Genomic DNA, 17,108 nt, shown 5'->3' with positions numbered 1-17,108 from the left:
AGACGAAATAGAGGGGAGTGGCGGATGGAATCAGGGGGAAATCTGTACAGGCTCGATCCTCCAAGTGAAGGAGCCGGGCCGGATGCGGCGCTGGGGGCCTATTACGACCACATCAGGAAGATCAACGACGTCTTTGCCGATCAGATAAAGACGTCCGATCAGAAGGCGGCTTATATCTTCACTTTCATGTTCGCCTTTCTGGTCACTTCGCAAGAAGGGCGGAGCGTCTTTGCCTGGCAGCGCTATGCGGAGGGCAGCACCGTCACGATGGTATTCTCGGCTATGCTGGCGCTTGCATCGATCTTCTCGATCGTTTCGGCGATTCTCGTGGTCCTGCCCAGGAAGAGCGCAACCTCGACGACGCTGTTCTGGGGCGCCTGGTCCCGTCATCGGGAAGGTTTCATGCGGGCAGCGGGGGCCGGCGATCAGGACTTTCTCTTCCGTCAATACGCCGAGAACGCAGACGCGCTCGCGGCGATCGCCTGCGGCAAATACCGCTGCGTCAGCTTCGCCTTCCACGGGCTGCTCGTAACGGTGCTTTCCTATATCTGTCTGCTGGCGGTGAAGTGATCGGCGCGGAGGGTGATACCCCCCTCTGGCCTGTCAGAGGGGGTTATTTTGCCTCGCGTCCGCCCTAAACCGCGTCGCGCACCCGCTCCCAGGCCCTCGTCAGATGAAGCCCCAGCACTTCCGATAGCCTGGCTTTGTCGCGCGCTTCCAGAGCGGCGATCATTTCCTGATGTTCGGCGACCGCTGCGGCCCATTTCTCCGGGCCTTCATGGCCGATGAAGCGGATGCGCTTCAGCCGCGTCTGCAGCATGGCATGCATGTCGGCCAGGGCAGCATTGCCCGAAAGCCGGGCGATGGCGGAGTGGATGTCCTGGTTGAGCTTGTAATATTGCATCCGGTCGCCCGCCTCGTAGCGGCGCACCATTTCGTCGTGTAGCGCCCGCACTTCGGCGATCTCCGCATCCGTCGCGGCCTCGCAGGCAAGCCTGCCTGCGAGCTCCTCCAGGGTCTGCAGCACGGTGAGCATGTCCCGGACGTCCTTGGCGCTGAAGCGCTTGACGACGGCGCCGCGGCTCGGGACGAGCTCCACCAGGCCTTCGCTCGCAAGATACTTGATCGCCTCGCGCAGCGGCGTGCGCGATACGCCGAGCTGCTCGCCCAATTGCCCCTCGTGCAGACGGGTTCCTGGCGGAAGGTCGCCCTCGATGATCATGTCGCGCAGATGGCTGACCAGCGTGTCGTGCAGTGCGGTGCGCCGGATGGGTCCCGGGCCGCCTATGGGCCGCTGCTCCAGTGATTTGATTTCGTTCATTTTTCTCGTCTGAGCTTCGGACCGCCGCGCGGCCCTTCCCCTTGAGTATGCGCGATTGAATCAGCGCCGTTCATTCAAGCATGGAGACTGCCCCTGACGTCGTCAACAGAAAATGCTGCATACAGAATACAAAAGACTTGATGCAGAATTTTGAATGACGTATGAGACATCGAAGCATGAAGCGGAGGACATCTCGAATGACGACATCAGGAGCGGACGGAACGAAGGAGCGGCGCCCTGTGATTGCGCTGGCCATGGGCGACCCCGCGGGAATCAGCCCGGAACTGACGGCGCGGCTGCTGGCCCTTTCCGACATCCGCGACGCGGCGCACATCATCGCCATCGGCGATCGCCGCATCCTCGACGAGGGCGCCCGGGTGGCCGGCGTCACGCTGGATCTGGAAGCCGCTTCGCTCGATGCGCTCGACAACGCCGGCACCGCCCGCCACGTCTTCGTGGATCTCGCCCATCTCGATCCGGCCGATGTGGTGCGCGGCGAGGCGACGCTGGCCGGCGGCACCTTCGCCACACGCAATTTCCGCACCGCGCTCGAACTCGCCCATGCGGGCAAGGCCGATGCCGTCTGCTTCACGCCCTTCAACAAGAAGGCGATGCGCTTTGCCTATCCCGGCTATGACGACGAGATCCGCTTCGTCGCCGACGTGCTGTCCTTCACCGGAAAGGTTCGTGAATTCAATGTTCTCGAAAAGGTGTGGAACGCGCGGGTGACGTCGCATATCCCGCTCAAGGACGTGGCATCCCACCTGTCGGTGGAGGCGATCCTTGCCGAACTCAAACTGACGCAGGCCTGCCTCAAGGATGCCGGCTACGAGGAGGCGAAGATCGCGGTTGCGGGACTCAATCCGCATGCCGGCGACGGCGGCAGCTTCGGCATGGAAGAGATCGACATCATCGAGCCTGCGGTCGAGAAGGCCAGGGCGCTCGGCTTTAATGTCGAGGGGCCGTTCCCTGCCGATACGGTCTTCCTCCGGGCACTGAAGGAAGGCTTCAACGCGGTGATGACCATGTATCACGACCAGGGTCAGATCGCCATGAAGATCATCGGCTTCGACAAGGGTGTGACGATGATGGGCGGACTGCCGTTCCCGCTCTGCACGCCCGCCCACGGCACCGCCTACGACATCGCCGGCAAGGGTATCGCCGATATAGGCGCAACACGCGAGGCGATCCTGCTTGCAGCCCGCATGGCGAAGAAAAAGAGGGCGCTTTCGGCGGCTGCCTGAATTCGCGCGCTTTCGATGAATACCGGCGTGAGGGGAGGTCTCGCGCCGCAATCCAACTCAACGGGAGGACCACGCATGAAAAAATCCGTCTCCATCGCAGTAATCGCGGCCGCCGCTTTCGGCCTGGCCGCGCCGGCATCGGCCTTCGAGCCGAACCGCCCGGTCGAATTCGTCGTCACCGCCGGCCCCGGCGGCGGCACCGATATCTTCGCGCGCACCATCCAGGCGATCATCGGCAAGTACGAGCTGATGAAGGCACCGGTCGTCGTCACCAACAAGGGCAGCGCCGGCGGCGCGGAAGGCTTTGTCTACACGGCTGGCTACAAGGGCGATCCCTACAAGCTCGCCTTCGGCACCAACAATGCCTACCTGCTGCCGGTCCGCGCCAAGGTGCCCTATACGTCCGAGGACCTGACGCCGGTCGCCTCGCTCGCATCCGACGAGTTCGTGCTTTGGGTCAATGGCAAGGCGGACTACGCGACGGCTGCCGATTTCGTCGCCAAGGCGAAGGAAGGCGGCCTGAAGATCGGCGGCAGCCAGTCCAAGGACGCCGACCAGATCCTGACCTCGATGATCAACGACGCAACCGGCGCCAAGATCAACTACATCCCCTTCAAGAGCGGCGGCGAGGCGGCCGTTCAGCTTGCCGGCGAGCACCTCGACGCCAATGTCAACAATCCGAGCGAGAACCTCGGTCAATGGCAGGCCGGCATGATCAAGCCACTCTGCGTCTTCAAGAGCGCGAAGTTCACGAGCGACGCCAAGGTCGCCGGCGACAAGGCCTGGAGCGATATCCCCACCTGCAAGGAAGCCGGCATTCCGATCGAAAACTACTCGATGCCGCGCACCGTCTGGCTGCCGGCCGGCGTCGAACCTGAGGTCGTCCAGTTCTATGCGGATGTCCTGCGCAAGGTTTCCGAGACGCCGGAATGGGCGAAATATCTCGCCGACAGCTCGCAGTCTCCCGGCTATGTGACCGGCGACGAACTCAAAGCCGTCATCGAAAAGGATGGCGCGACGGTCGGCGAAGTGCTGAAGCGCGAAGGCTGGCTCGCCAACTAAGTACCGGTCGATGGGCGCTTGGGACCCAGGGAAGAGGATGCGGGCAGAACCGCATCCATCCTCGGCCTCTCGAACGCCCATTCTCTGCTCGGAAAGGTCACGATCATGAGTGAGAAAAGTGCGAATGGGGTCAGCCGCTTTGCGGTGGAACTCGGCGTCGCCGCGCTGACCGGTGCCTTCGGCATCGCTGTCTGCTACGGCTCCCTCGACATCGGTGCGGGCTGGACAGATATGGGTCCGGATGCAGGCTATTTCCCCTTCTATATCGGCCTGCTCATCGTTCTCGGCAGCCTCGCCAATATCGGGCACGCATTTTTCAAGCATCGCGGTACGGGCGAGGTCTTCCTCGACGGCGCCCGCGCCAGAGTGGTCGCCTCTTTCCTGCTACCGGTTGCGGCCTTCGCCGCCGTTTCCGCCTGGCTGGGGCTCTATGTCGGAACGGCGCTCTACATCGCCGCGACGATGCTCTTCCAGGGGCGCTACAAATGGTGGATCGCGATCCCCGCAGGACTCGGGGTCTCGATCTTCTTTTTCATCGTTTTCGAAATCGGCTTCCAGGTTCCGCTGCTGAAGGGACCGGTCGAGGCCTGGTTCGGAATCTACTGACCCGCAAGGGTGCAGTGCTTGCGGGAGGAATGACATGGAAAATATCGGTCTTCTGATCGATGGCTTCGGCCACATCCTCAGCTGGAACCACATCCTGCTGATGATCGTCGGCGTGACGCTCGGCATCCTCGTCGGCGTGCTGCCGGGCCTCGGTGCGCCGAACGGTGTGTCGCTGCTCCTGCCGCTGACCTTCTCCATGGACCCGATCTCGGCGATCATCCTCCTGTCCTGCATGTATTGGGGCGCGCTTTTCGGCGGCTCGACCACGTCGATCCTCTTCAACATTCCGGGCGAGCCCTCCTCGGTCGCCACGACATTCGACGGCTATCCCATGGCGAGAGCCGGCCATGCGAGCCGGGCGCTCACGCTCGCCTTCGTTTCGGCCGGCCTCGGCGCGCTTGCCGGCGTCGTCATGATCACGCTGCTTTCGGGCTGGGTGGCGAACTTTGCACTCAAATTCTCCTCGCCCGAATATTTCGCCGTCTACTTCCTCGCCTTTGCGAGCTTCATCTCGATGGGCGCGCAGTCGCCCTTCAAGACGCTCGTCTCGATGATGCTCGGCTTTGCGCTCGCCTCGATCGGCATGGATACGATATCCGGCAATCTGAGGCTCACCTTCGACATTCCCGAACTGATCAAGGGCGTGAGCTTCCTGATTGCCGTCATGGGACTCTTCGGCATCGGCGAACTCCTGCTGACGACGGAAGAGGGGCTGCGCTTCGAAGGCATCAAGGCTCGGGTGCGTCTCTCCGAGATCGGCAGGACGCTGATCGAGATCCCGCGCTACTGGCTGACGATCGCCCGCTCGACGATCATCGGCATCTGGATGGGGATCACGCCGGCCGGCCCGACCGCCGCCTCCTTCATGAGCTATGGCGTCGCCCGGCGCTCGGCGCGCGACAAGTCGATGTTCGGCAAGGGCGATCCGCGCGGCATCGTCGCGCCGGAGACGGCCGACCATTCCGCCGGCACATCGGCCCTGCTGCCGATGCTGGCGCTCGGCGTCCCGGGTTCCGCCACCGCCGCGGTGATGATGGGCGGGTTGATGATCTGGGGCCTGACGCCCGGCCCGATGCTCTTCACCGATCGCCCGGACTTCGTCTGGGGTCTGATCGCCTCCATGTATCTCGGCAATGTCGTCGCCGTCTTCCTCGTGATCGCGACGGTGCCGCTTTACGCCTCGATCCTGCGCGTGCCGTTCTCGATCATCGGACCGATCATCGTCGCGGTGATCTTCTCGGGGGCCTACCAGGTCGCGAACTCCGTCTCGGACATCTTCATGGTGATCGGCTTCGGTCTCCTCGGCTATGTGTTCAAGAAGCTCGACTACCCGCTGGCGCCGCTGGTTCTCGCCATGGTGCTCGGCGACAAGGCGGAAGACGCCTTCCGCCAGTCGATGCTGATGTCGGGCGGCAGCCTCGACATCTTCTGGTCGAACGGCCTTGTCTCCGCCCTGATGGCCGTCGCCCTTGCGCTGCTTCTGTCGCCGCTCTTCTTCTGGCTGATCGGCACATTGCGCAAGCGCAAGAACGAGGTTGCCGCTTCGAGCGGCGACGGCAACGCGGCGGCCTGACCGGCTGCCTCGTCCGGTACCCCTAGTTCCAATTCAATCCCGAGGAGTCCGCCATGGCGCCGCGCAAATGGAACCGTGACAACTGGCCGATTGCGGCCGCGATGATCCAGTACCCCAACCTTCTGCCGGACGGCCGATCGGTGCAGGACCAGCCGGTCGAGGAGTGGGCGGCGACGCTCGCCGACGTGGTCGATGCCGGCTTCACGGAACTGGACCCGACTGACAGCTGGATACGGCTGGCGGATCTTTCGGCGGAAAGGCTCGATGAATTCGTGGGTCTGACCCGGTCTCTCGGCCTCACGATACCGGCGATCTCCACCTCGCGGCGCAGCCTCATAGACCCGGAACATGGCGAGGAATACCTCGCCTATGGACACCGGGTCATCGAGGCGGCCGCCGCCGTAGGCGCCGGTTCCGTGTCCTTCGGCTTCTTCGGCCCGCTGACGGAGGCGCAGAAGAAAGTGCTCTGGTTCTGGACGGTCGACGGCGTGAAGAACCCCGACGACGCGGGAACCTGGCAGTTGGCGGTTTCGCGTGTTCGCGAACTCGGCCGCCATGCCGAAGAACTCGGCATCGAAGTTTCGCTGGAGATGTACGAGGACACCTATCTGGGCACGGCTGACAGTTCCGTGCGCTTCGTTACGGAGGTCGGCCTCGCCAATGTCGGCATCAATGCCGATCTCGGCAATCTCATCCGCCTGCACCGGCCCGTGGAACATTGGCAGGAAATGATGGCGAAGGTTGCGCCTTTTGCCAAATACTGGCACGTCAAGAACTACAACCGCACGGAAGATCCGGCATCGGGCGTCATCGTCACCCATCCGGCCCCGCTCGAATTCGGCCTGATCAACTATCGGGCGGCAATTCGCATGGCGCTGGCGCATGGCTTCGACAGTCCCTTCCTCTGCGAGCATTACGGCGGTGACGGCCTTTCCGTCAGCGCCGCCAATCGCGACTATCTGAGGCGTATCCTGCCTCGACAAGAAGGACATTGAAGGGGACATTGAAGCGATGACCACGATCTTTGACGCTCCGGAAGATTTCGCCACGACCGCACTCGCCGGTTTCGCAGCGATCTATCAGCGCAACGTCCGCCTGGTGAAGGGCGGCGTCGTGCGCTCGACCAAGGTGCCGAAGGGCAAGGTCGCCGTCGTGGTCGGCGGCGGCTCGGGACATTACCCGGCCTTTGCCGGTTATGTCGGGCCGGGGCTCGCCGACGCGGCGGTCGCCGGCGATGTCTTTGCCTCGCCCTCGACTGCCGCGGTAGCCCGCGTCTGCCGCCATGCCGACCAGGGCGGCGGAGTGCTTCTCGGCTTCGGCAATTACGCCGGCGACGTCCTGAATTTCGGGGTTGCTGCCGAACGGCTTCGCTCCGAAGGCATCGACGTGCGCATCCTGCCGGTGACCGACGACGTGGCGAGTGCGCCCGCGGAAACGTCTGCCAAGCGCCGCGGGATTGCCGGCGACCTCGTCGTCTTCAAGATTGCCGGCGCGGCAGCCGAAGCCGGCAAGTCGCTCGACGAGGTCGAACGGCTCGCGCGTCATGCCAATGATCGGACGGTATCCTTCGGCGTCGCCTTCGGCGGCTGCACGCTTCCGGGTGCTGCCGGCCCGCTCTTCACCGTGCCGAAGGGCCAGATGGCGCTCGGGCTCGGCATTCACGGCGAACCGGGCGTCAGCGAGGAGACGATCGCGACGGCGAGCGATCTCGCAAAGCTCCTTACCGGCAAGCTTCTTGCCGAGCGCCCCGAGGGCTCCAGGAAGGTGGCCGCCGTGCTGAACGGCCTCGGCTCGACCAAATATGAAGAACTCTTCGTGCTCTGGACGGCGGTCGCCAGACAGCTCAATGACGCGGGTCTTGAAATCGTCGACCCCGAATGCGGCGAATTCGTCACCAGCCTCGACATGCAGGGCTGCTCGCTCACCCTTCTCTGGCTGGACGAAGAGCTGGAGGCGCTCTGGCGCGCGCCCACGGATGCGCCGGTGCTGCGCAAGGGCGTGATCATTGCCGCCGAACCGGCGACCGACGAGATCGTAGACGCCGACGGACCGCAGTCTTTCGGCCCTGCATCGGACGCCTCGAAGGAAAGCGGCAAATGCATCGCCCGGCTGATCGGCAATATTGCCGAGGCGCTCAAGGAGGCGGAAGAGGAGCTCGGCCGCATCGACGCCTTTGCCGGCGACGGCGATCACGGCCAGGGCATGCGCCGCGGTTCTGCCGCCGCATTCGACGCAGCACAGACCGCGGTCGTGGCGGGGGCAGGGGCTGCAAGCGTACTTGCTGCCGCGGGCGACGCCTGGGCGGACCGCGCCGGCGGCACCTCGGGCGCCATCTGGGGCCTGGCTCTGCGCTCCTGGAGCAATGCCCTCAGCGATGAGGATAAGGTGAGCGACGCGGCGATCGTGAAGGGCTCCCGCCTCGCACTCGACGGCGTCACGCGCCTCGGCCGCGCGCGCGTGGGCGACAAGACGCTGGTCGACGCGCTGGTGCCTTTCGTGGAGACGCTGGAAAGGGAATCCGCCGCCGGCAGGCCGCTTGTCGAAGCCTGGGATGCGGCGGCCAAGGCCGCACAAGAGGCCGCCGATGCGACCTCCGCGCTGACCCCGAAACTCGGCCGGGCGCGGCCGCTGGCCGAAAAGAGCATCGGCCACCCGGATGCGGGTGCGGTCTCGCTGGCGCTGGTGGCACGGGTCGCGGGTGCGTTTTTGAGGGAAGCTGCGGCGGGTTGATACGCTTGCGGCGGCGGATTTGCCCCTCACCCTAGCCCTCTCCCCGCCTGCGGGGAGAGGGGACTTAAGGGTCTGCGGCTTGTCCCTTCTCCCCGTCGAAACGGGGAGAAGGTCGCGGCAGCGGGATGAGGGGTATCATATGCGCGGCGCCTAACTATACCGCACAAGAAACTCCTCCGCCGTCAGTTCCCGGAAATCGTCCAGCGCGTGGCGCAGCTTGGCGTGATCCCAATCCCACCAGGCGAGCCGGTCCATGGCTTCGCCGATCCTGGCCGTGAAGCGGTCGCGGATGAGTTTCGCAGGGACCCCGCCGACGATCGTGTAGGGCGCGACGTCCTTGGAGACGACGGCGCCGGCGCCGATCACGGCTCCGTTGCCGACGCTCACGCCGGGCAGGACCGTAGCGCCGTGGCCGATCCAGACGTCGTGGCCGATCGTCACCCGGTTCTGCCGCCGCCAGGCGAAGAGATCGTGGTCGGGCTCCGCATCGTCCCAGTACATAGGTGCGCGATAGGTGAAATGATGCAGCGTCGCCCGCCAAGTCGGGTGGTTGGTGGCATTGATGCGCACGGCCGCGGCGATGTTGACGAATTTGCCGACCGTCGCGCACCAGATCGAACCGTCCTGCATGATGTAGGAATAGTCGCCGAACTCGACCTCGTCGAGGCGCGAGCGTTCCTGGACTTCGGTGTAGCGGCCGAGGGTCGAGTTCACGACGCTCGCAGTCGGATGGATGGTGGGTTCGAGGCCGAGTTTCTGGCTCATGCGGCGTATTTCCTCGGCGAGAATTCCGAGACGTCGATGATGCGATCGGCGACCGCCTCGCGCACCTCCTCGTCATGGAAAATGCCGATCAGCGCCGTGCCGGCCGCCTTCTTCCCGGCGATCATTTCCACCACCACGGCGCGGTTCTTCGCGTCGAGCGACGCCGTCGGTTCGTCGAGGAGCAGGATCTTGTGGTCGGTGATGAAACCGCGGGCGATGTTGACCCGCTGCTGCTCGCCGCCGGAGAAGGTGGCCGGCGGCAGAGCCCAGAGTTCCCTCGGCAGGTTGAGCCTCGAAAGCAGCTCGGCCGCGCGCTCCCGCGCTTCCGTCGCCGCCACACCGCGTGCCTGCAAGGGCTCGGCGACGATGTCGAGGGCGGAGACGCGCGGCACGACACGCAGAAACTGGCTGACATAGCCGAGCGTCGTGCGGCGCACCTCGAGCACGGTGCGCGGCTCGGCCGTCGCGAGGTTCACCAGGCGGCCGTCATGTTCCACCAGGATCTGGCCTTCGTCGACGCCGTAATTTCCGTAGAGCATCTTGAGGATCGAGCTCTTGCCGACGCCGGAGGGGCCGCCGAGCACGACGCATTCGCCGGCCTTCACCGAGAAGGAGACATTCGCGACCACCGGCAGGCGCACGCCGTCGCGAAGGTGCATGGTGAAGCTTTTCGCGACTTCCGAGACAACGAGGGGAGTTGGCATGGTCTTTACTTTCCGTTGCGCATTGTCAATGCGTCACACCTGAAGAATCGAGGAAACGAGGAGCTGCGTGTAGGGCTCGCGCGGATCGTCGAGCACCCGGTCGGTCAGACCCTGCTCGATGACGGCGCCGTCCTTCATCACCATCATCCGATGCGAAAGGAGGCGTGCCACGGCGAGGTCGTGGGTGACGATGACCGCCGCAAGGCCGAGGTCGTGGACGAGCCCGCGAACGAGATCGAGCAGGCGTGCCTGCACCGAGACGTCGAGGCCGCCGGTCGGCTCGTCCATGAAGACGAGGCGGGGCGAGGTGACCAGATTGCGGGCGATCTGCAGGCGCTGGCGCATGCCGCCGGAGAAGGCGCGCGGCTGATCGTCGATCCGGTCCTCTTCGATTTCCACGCGCCTCAGCCAGTCGCCTGCCGCCGCGCGTATATTGCCGTAGTGCCGGTCCCCGACCGCCATCAAACGCTCGCCGACATTGGCGCCGGCCGAAACCGTCATCCTCAGCCCGTCCGCCGGGTTCTGGTGAACGAAGCCCCAATCGGTGCGCATCAGAAAGCGCCGCTCGGCCTCGCTCATGCGCGCGAGGTCCCGGTATTGGCCGTCGCGCATGTGATATTCGACGATGCCGGATGTCGGCATCAGCCGGGTCGAGAGGCAGGAGAGCAGCGTGGTCTTGCCCGATCCGGATTCCCCGACGATGGCGAGCACCTCGCCCGGATAGAGCTCGAAGGAGACGTTGCGGCAGCCGATGCGGCTTCCATAGAATTTCGAAACGTCACTGACTTTCAGAAGCGGCACGGCGCTCATTCTGCAGCCTCCTGGCTTTCTTTCGCGGCGGGGGCGAGCATGGCGCCGGCATGGCCGTGCGCCCGGCGATCCTCGCAATGATCGGTGTCGGAGCAGACGAACATGCGCCCGCCCTTGTCGTCGAGCACCACCTCGTCGAGATAGACGTTCTCGGCGCCGCAAAGGGCGCAGGGCTTGTCGAATTTCTGGACCTCGAAGGGGTGATCCTCGAAATCGAGGCTGACGACCTCGGTATAGGGCGGCACCGCATAGATGCGCTTCTCCCGGCCGGCGCCGAAGAGCTGGAGGGCCTCCGACATATGCATCTTCGGATTGTCGAATTTCGGCGTCGGCGAGGGGTCCATCACGTAACGGCCCTCGACCTTTACCGGATAGGCGTAGGTCGTGGCGATATGGCCGTTGCGGGCGATGTCCTCGTAGAGCTTCACATGCATGAGCCCGTATTCTTCCAGCGCATGCATCTTGCGCGTCTCGGTTTCGCGCGGCTCGAGGAAGCGCAGGGGTTCCGGAATGGGCACCTGGTAGACGAGCGTCTGCCCCTCTCGCAGTTGCTCCTCGGGAATGCGGTGGCGCGTCTGGATGATCGTCGCCTCCGTCGTCCTCGTGGTGACGGCGACGTCGGCGACCTTCTGGAAGAAGGCGCGGATCGAAACGGCGTTCGTCGTGTCGTCGGCGCCCTGGTCGATCACCTTGAGCACGTCGTCGGGCCCGAGGATGGAGGCGGTCACCTGCACGCCGCCGGTACCCCAGCCATAGGGCATGGGCATTTCGCGCGAGGCGAAGGGCACCTGATAGCCGGGAATGGCGATCGCCTTCAGGATCGCGCGGCGGATCATCCGCTTCGTCTGCTCGTCCAGATAGGCGAAGTTGTAAGTTGCGAGGTCGTTCATTCGGCGGCCTCCTTCATGCCGTCCTTGCCGCCGGCCTGGGCGGCGTCGTGTTCCCGGCGCATGCGCCTGACCAGGTCGAGCTCGGCCTGGAAGTCGACGTAATGCGGCAGCTTCAGGTGCTCGACGAAGCCGGTCGCCTGGACGTTGTCGGCATGCGAGATGACGAATTCCTGATCCTGGGCGGGAGCGACGATGTCCTCGTCGAATTCGTCGGTCCGGAGCGCCCGGTCGACCAGCGACATCGACATCGCCTTGCGCTCGCTCTGGCCGAAGACGAGCCCGTAGCCGCGGGTGAATTGCGGCGGCTGCCTGGACGAGCCCTTGAACTGGTTGACCATCTGGCATTCGGTAACGCGGATGACCCCAAGCGAAACGGCAAAGCCCAGCTCCGGCAGCTCCAGTTCGACCTCGACCTCGCCGATCCTGACCTCGCCGACGAAGGGGTGCGTGCGGCCATAGCCGCGCTGCGTGGAGTAGGCGAGCGCCAGCAGGAATCCTTCGTCGCCACGGGCAAGCGCCTGCAGGCGGAGATCGCGCGCCATCGGAAATTCCATCGGCTCGCGCGTGAGGTCGCCCGCCACGTGGCCTTCCGGCATCTTGCCGTCGCCCTCGATCAGGCCTTCGCCGTCGAGAATGTCGGAGACGCGCATGACATGTTCGCCCGGCTCCTTGAGCACCGGCTCATCGACCGGTTCTTCGCCGATCAGCGACGGGTCGAGAAGGCGGTGCGTATAGTCGAAGGTGGGGCCGAGAAGCTGGCCGCCGGGCAGATCCTTGTAGGTCGCCGAGACGCGCCGCTCGACCTTCATTTTCGCGGTGTCGACCGGTTCGCAATAGCCGAAGCGCGGCAGGGTGGTGCGGTAGGCGCGCAGGATGAAGATCGCCTCGATCATGTCTCCGCGCGCCTGGCGCACGGCAAGCGCCGCAAGCGCACGGTCGTAAAGCGAGGCCTCGGCCATCACGCGGTCGACCGCGAGCCCGAGCTGCTCGACGACCTGATCTATGGTGATCGCGGGCAGCGCCCGGTCGCCGCGCCGGCGGTCGGCCAGCAGCCGGTGAGCATTGGCAATGGCGGCTTCTCCGCCCTTGACGGCTACATACATGCGCTTACTCCCGCTCGAGTTTGGTGGTGCGCGGCAGGCAGAGCACTGCCTCGCGCGCCGTCAGGACGAGATCGATGCCGCGCGGAAAGATCGCCCGGTTGGCGGCCCAGAGGTCGAGGAACACGTCGGGCAGACCCTTCGGTGCGATGACGATCCCGTTCTTGATTCCCGGTCCCCGACCGATGAGCGGCTGCCCGCCTTCGAGCGCTTCCACCTCGACGACGAGCGTGGTGGAACGGTCGGGATATTCCTGGGTGCCGAGGGCGAACTGGTCGAAGCCCGGCACGGCCGCGCCCTTCTCGAAGAAGGCAAAGCGGGCCTCGTCCTTCGTGTCGGTGACGCCGGCGCCGGTGTGAAACGCGATCCACTTCGGCGCCGAGGATTTGGAGAGCGCCGGCGATAGCCAGACCGGCGTGTCATGGTCGCAGAGCGTGAGCGCGACAGCTCCGCTTGCCTCTCCGAGTGGCGCCGGCGGGGCTGCAGCAGTGGACAGCCGGCCGATGATGCCCGGGCGGGCGAAGCAGTCCATCAGGCTGCGGAACACGGACTGCGCCTCGAAGACGGGATCGGCGAAGGCGCCGCTATAGATTTGCGATTGGGCGGTCATCAATCCTCTCCGCGGACCATGGTGAAGAAGTCGACGCGGGTCGCGGCCGTTTCCTCGGCCTTGCGACGGTCTTCCGCATCGAGACGAGCGGCCACCTGCTCGTGCAGCGCCTCGACGCTTGCGCGATGCGCAGCGCTCTGAAAAAGCGCGTCGAAGATCGCGGCAAGGCGGGCGCGTGCCTTGTCGGTGCCGAGCAGCTGCCCATGGCCGACCTCGCCGGTCGAAAGCCGCACGGTGGCGCGTGAAACGGTGGCCTCGCCGAGATTGAAAGGATCGCCGCCGCCGCCGATCTTGCCGCGCACCATGACGAGCCCGGTTTCCGGACCGCGCACCGGCGCGACCTCCGGCTTGTCGTCGATCGCGTCCCAGGCCAAGGAAAGTTCGCCGAGCGTCGCGCGCGCCAGCAGCCGCATGCCTTCCCGGCGCTGAGCGACGCCTGCATCGTCACTTGTCTTCGCTGCGTCCATCATCTCACTCCAAAATGTCTATTGATCTAGACAACTATACATCTTATACCTTTCCATAACCTTCGCAAATGACAGGCTTGTGACATTTGCTAAGAAACTGGCGGCGAAGAAGCGGGGCGAAGAAGATGGTGGCGAAGGTCGTCGAACGGCAGATGGGCGTGGCGCTATGGCGGCAGATTGCCGACAGGATACGGCTCGCGATCAGCAATGGCGACTATGACGCCACCGGCATGGTGCCGCCGGAGACGGCCCTTGCGGCGGAATTCGGCGTCAATCGCCACACCGTCCGCAGCGCGCTGGCCGCACTCGCGGAAGAAGGTCTGGTGCGCGCGGTGCAGGGGCGCGGCACGATGATCGAGCGCAAGGATCGCGTGAGCTATCCGATCTCGCGGCGCACTCGCTTCTCGCAGGGTCTCGGCCGCCAGGTGAGAGAAATCGGAACCGAGCTCCTGGGGCACGCCCAAGTGCCGGCAAGCGGCGAAATCGCCACTGCGCTTGGCGTTCCCCCAGGCACCCCTCTCATCGAGCTCAGCACCGTCAGCAGCGGCGACGGGCGGCCGCTTTCGACGGCGGTCAGCTACTACCCCGCCGAGCGCTTTGCGAGGATGGCGGAGGAATATGCGCAGCTCGGCTCGGTCACCAAGGCCTTTGCCGCGCATGGGCTCGACGACTACGTCCGGGTCTCGACGGAGATCGTCGCGCGGCACGCGGAGGCAGAGGAACTCTCGCTTCTGAAACTATCGCCGGGGGCGATCGTCATGGAGACGCAATCGGTCAACGCCGATCTAGAAGGCCGCCCGGTCGAATATTCGCGAACGCGCTTTGCAGCCGACCGGATGAAGCTCCGGATCGAGACTTGAACTCGGCCGGTTTACACGTTTCGCCGCTTGCCTTCGATCAGGTCCAGCACGGCGCGCGCCGCGTCGAGCACCTGGGTGCCGGGTCCGAAGACGGCGGCGACGCCGTTCTCCATCAGATAATCATAGTCCTGCCGGGGGATGACACCGCCGCAGACGACGATGATGTCCTCGCCGCCGCGCTTCTTCAGTGCCTCGGCAAGTTGCGGCATCAGCGTCCTGTGCCCGGCGGCAAGCGATGAAACGCCGATAACGGTGACCTCTTCGGCGAGCGCCAGATCGGCAGCTTCCTCCGGCGTCTGGAACAAGGGGCCCGCGACGACATCGAAGCCGATATCGCCGAAGGCGGATGCGATCACCTTGGCGCCGCGGTCGTGCCCGTCCTGGCCGAGCTTGGCTACCATGATCTTCGGCTTGTGGCCGAGGCGCTTCGTCGCTTCGCCGAGCCGCCCGGCGAGAACGCCGAGTTCCGGATCGCCTTCATAGGCCTTGCCGTAGATATCGGTGACGACTTCCGGAATGGCGGTGTAATCGCCGAAAGCCTCGCGCATGGCGTCGGTGATTTCACCGACAGTGGCGCGCGCCCGGGCAGCCTCGACCGCGGCGGCGAGCAGATTGCCCTTGCCGCTGCGCGCCACATCGGCCAGCGCGTCCAGCGCTTGCTTCATCTTCTGCGAGTCCCGGCGCCGCCTGGTCTCCTCGATGCGCTTGACCTGTGCCGTCCGAACCGCGGCGTTGTCGATCTGGAGAATGTCGATCGGTTGCTCGTTCTCGAGCCGGTATTTGTTGACGCCGACGATGACCTCCTCGGCGCGGTCGACGGCCGCCTGGCGCCGGGTCGCGGCCTCCTCGATCAGCCGCTTCGGCAGGCCGGCATTGACTGCCTTCGTCATGCCGCCCAGCGCCTCCACTTCCTCGATCAGGCCCCAGGCCTTTTCGGCAAGCTCGTTCGTCAGGCTTTCGACGTAATAGGAGCCGGCAAGCGGATCGACGACCTTCGTCACGCCGGTCTCGTGCTGCAGGATCAATTGCGTGTTGCGGGCGATGCGGGCGGAGAAATCCGTCGGAAGCGCCATCGCCTCGTCGAAGGAATTGGTGTGCAGCGATTGCGTGCCGCCGAGCACTGCCGACATCGCCTCGAAGGCGGTGCGGACGATGTTGTTGTAGGGGTCCTGTTCCTGGAGCGAGACGCCCGACGTCTGGCAATGGGTCCGCAGCATCAGCGAGGACGCCTTCTCGGGCTTGAACTCCTGCATGATCCGCGTCCAGAGGAGCCGCGCGGCGCGCAGCTTCGCCGCCTCCATGAAGAAGTTCATGCCGATCGCGAAGAAGAAGGAGAGCCGGCCGGCGAAATCGTCGACGTTGAGCCCCTTGGCGAGTGCTGCACGCACATATTCGCGCCCGTCGGCGAGGGTGAAGGCGAGTTCCTGCACGAGCGTCGCGCCGGCCTCCTGCATGTGATAGCCGGAGATCGAGATCGAATTGAACTTCGGCATCTCCTTCGCCGTATATTCGATGATATCGGCGACGATCCGCATCGAGGGTTCCGGCGGATAGATGTAGGTGTTGCGGACCATGAACTCCTTGAGGATGTCGTTCTGAATGGTCCCGGAGAGCTTGTCGCGGCTGACGCCCTGTTCCTCGCCGGCAACGATGAAGGAGGCGAGGATCGGGATCACCGCGCCGTTCATGGTCATCGAGACGGAAATCCTGTCGAGCGGGATGCCGTCGAAGAGGATCTTCATGTCCTCCACCGAGTCGATCGCGACCCCGGCCTTGCCGACATCCCCTTGGACGCGCGGGTGGTCGCTGTCATAGCCGCGGTGCGTGGCGAGATCGAAGGCGACCGAAACGCCCTGCTGGCCGGCGGCGAGGTTCCTGCGATAGAAGGCGTTGGACGCCTCGGCCGTCGAGAAGCCGGCATATTGCCTGACAGTCCAGGGCCGCCCGGCATACATGGTGGCGCGCGGGCCGCGCACGAACGGTTCGAAGCCGGGGAGCGAGTTCAGATGGCCGATGCCGGACATGTCGTCGCTCGTATAGAGCGGCTTGACGTCGATGCCCTCGGGCGTGTGCCAGACGAGGCTTTCGGGGGAGCCCCTGAGTTCCTTCTCGGCGAGGTCTTCCCAGTCCTTGATGGTCTTTTCGGTCATTGGTTCCACTCCAAGCTTCCGTGCGATGGTGGGCCGCTCATCCTGCTGCCGGTTCCGGGCGCCAGCCCCTCATCCCCCTGCCGGGACCTTCTCCCCGCAAGCGGGGAGAAGGGGTCTGCCGCGCTGACGAAGTCCCCTCTCCCCGCATGCGGGGAGAGGGTTAGTCCTCGGGTTAAGCCCGAGGAGAGGGGCAAGTCGGAAAGGCGACGCGCCCAG

Annotated in this window: 17 protein-coding genes; 8 read left to right on the top strand and 9 right to left on the bottom strand. The window is 64.9% G+C overall.

Annotation, left to right across the window (positions count from 1 at the left end):
* Positions 1–24 precede the first annotated feature (24 nt).
* Positions 25–570 (top strand): Pycsar system effector family protein, encoded by a 546-nt coding sequence (locus tag M1D43_RS24255; protein WP_003536889.1) that lies wholly within the window; start codon positions 25–27, stop codon positions 568–570.
* Positions 571–634: 64 nt separating this feature from the next.
* On the opposite strand, the gene M1D43_RS24250 is transcribed toward M1D43_RS24255, so the two are convergent.
* Positions 635–1,321 carry a GntR family transcriptional regulator gene (locus tag M1D43_RS24250; protein WP_013850321.1) on the bottom strand — a complete coding sequence of 229 codons (687 nt, stop codon included), beginning with the start codon at positions 1,319–1,321 and terminating at the stop codon, positions 635–637.
* Positions 1,322–1,518: 197 nt separating this feature from the next.
* On the opposite strand from M1D43_RS24250, the gene M1D43_RS24245 reads away from it, so the two are divergent.
* The 6 genes from M1D43_RS24245 (at position 1,519) to M1D43_RS24220 (ending at position 8,536) form a co-directional block, all read left to right on the top strand.
* Entirely contained in the window at positions 1,519–2,565 is a 1,047-nt protein-coding gene (locus M1D43_RS24245) for a 4-hydroxythreonine-4-phosphate dehydrogenase PdxA (RefSeq protein WP_010976261.1), read from the top strand.
* A gap of 75 nt (positions 2,566–2,640) precedes the next feature.
* Entirely contained in the window at positions 2,641–3,627 is a 987-nt protein-coding gene (locus tag M1D43_RS24240) for a tripartite tricarboxylate transporter substrate binding protein (protein ID WP_003536886.1), read from the top strand.
* Between the two features lie 18 nt (positions 3,628–3,645).
* Positions 3,646–4,233 (top strand): tripartite tricarboxylate transporter TctB family protein, encoded by a 588-nt coding sequence (locus M1D43_RS24235; protein ID WP_003536885.1) that lies wholly within the window; start codon positions 3,646–3,648, stop codon positions 4,231–4,233.
* Between the two features lie 34 nt (positions 4,234–4,267).
* Positions 4,268–5,806 carry a tripartite tricarboxylate transporter permease gene (locus M1D43_RS24230; RefSeq protein ID WP_003536884.1) on the top strand — a complete coding sequence of 513 codons (1,539 nt, stop codon included), beginning with the start codon at positions 4,268–4,270 and terminating at the stop codon, positions 5,804–5,806.
* A gap of 53 nt (positions 5,807–5,859) precedes the next feature.
* Positions 5,860–6,801 carry a sugar phosphate isomerase/epimerase family protein gene (locus tag M1D43_RS24225; RefSeq protein WP_014527753.1) on the top strand — a complete coding sequence of 314 codons (942 nt, stop codon included), beginning with the start codon at positions 5,860–5,862 and terminating at the stop codon, positions 6,799–6,801.
* Positions 6,802–6,817: 16 nt separating this feature from the next.
* Complete coding sequence (locus tag M1D43_RS24220) at positions 6,818–8,536, top strand: dihydroxyacetone kinase family protein (protein ID WP_003536882.1); 1,719 nt, start codon at positions 6,818–6,820, stop codon at positions 8,534–8,536.
* A 150-nt stretch (positions 8,537–8,686) separates the two neighbouring features.
* Here the strand turns inward: M1D43_RS24220 and M1D43_RS24215 are convergent, their stop codons facing one another.
* From M1D43_RS24215 to phnG, 7 genes are read right to left on the bottom strand one after another with little or no spacing between them, the layout of a single operon-like run.
* The gene (locus M1D43_RS24215; protein WP_014527754.1) at positions 8,687–9,301 is read right to left on the bottom strand and encodes a DapH/DapD/GlmU-related protein; all 615 of its coding nucleotides are present in this window, start codon (positions 9,299–9,301) and stop codon (positions 8,687–8,689) included.
* Positions 9,298–10,005 carry a phosphonate C-P lyase system protein PhnL gene (gene phnL, locus M1D43_RS24210; protein ID WP_003530635.1) on the bottom strand — a complete coding sequence of 236 codons (708 nt, stop codon included), beginning with the start codon at positions 10,003–10,005 and terminating at the stop codon, positions 9,298–9,300. The genes M1D43_RS24215 and phnL overlap by 4 nt, the downstream gene beginning before the upstream one ends.
* A 33-nt stretch (positions 10,006–10,038) precedes the next feature.
* On the bottom strand, positions 10,039–10,815 hold the full coding sequence (gene phnK, locus M1D43_RS24205; RefSeq protein ID WP_010976255.1) for a phosphonate C-P lyase system protein PhnK: 777 nt from the start codon (positions 10,813–10,815) through the stop codon (positions 10,039–10,041).
* Complete coding sequence (locus tag M1D43_RS24200) at positions 10,812–11,705, bottom strand: alpha-D-ribose 1-methylphosphonate 5-phosphate C-P-lyase PhnJ (protein WP_003530631.1); 894 nt, start codon at positions 11,703–11,705, stop codon at positions 10,812–10,814. The genes phnK and M1D43_RS24200 overlap by 4 nt, the downstream gene beginning before the upstream one ends.
* On the bottom strand, positions 11,702–12,808 hold the full coding sequence (locus M1D43_RS24195; protein ID WP_003530629.1) for a carbon-phosphorus lyase complex subunit: 1,107 nt from the start codon (positions 12,806–12,808) through the stop codon (positions 11,702–11,704). Before M1D43_RS24195 ends, M1D43_RS24200 begins: the two co-directional genes overlap by 4 nt.
* Positions 12,809–12,812: 4 nt before the next feature.
* On the bottom strand, positions 12,813–13,415 hold the full coding sequence (gene phnH, locus M1D43_RS24190; protein WP_014527755.1) for a phosphonate C-P lyase system protein PhnH: 603 nt from the start codon (positions 13,413–13,415) through the stop codon (positions 12,813–12,815).
* Entirely contained in the window at positions 13,415–13,882 is a 468-nt protein-coding gene (gene phnG, locus M1D43_RS24185) for a phosphonate C-P lyase system protein PhnG (RefSeq protein ID WP_003530625.1), read from the bottom strand. The genes phnH and phnG overlap by 1 nt, the downstream gene beginning before the upstream one ends.
* Before the next feature lie 125 nt (positions 13,883–14,007).
* On the opposite strand from phnG, the gene phnF reads away from it, so the two are divergent.
* Positions 14,008–14,742 (top strand): phosphonate metabolism transcriptional regulator PhnF, encoded by a 735-nt coding sequence (gene phnF / locus M1D43_RS24180; protein ID WP_003530623.1) that lies wholly within the window; start codon positions 14,008–14,010, stop codon positions 14,740–14,742.
* A gap of 11 nt (positions 14,743–14,753) precedes the next feature.
* On the opposite strand, the gene scpA is transcribed toward phnF, so the two are convergent.
* A complete protein-coding gene (gene scpA / locus M1D43_RS24175) occupies positions 14,754–16,892 on the bottom strand; it encodes a methylmalonyl-CoA mutase (protein ID WP_014527756.1) in 2,139 nt (712 codons plus the stop codon).
* Positions 16,893–17,108 lie beyond the last annotated feature (216 nt).

Source organism: Ensifer sp. R1-3 (assembly GCF_056739175.1).
Note: the sequence above shows the minus strand (reverse complement) of the source record. Positions and strands in the feature narration are given on the sequence as shown.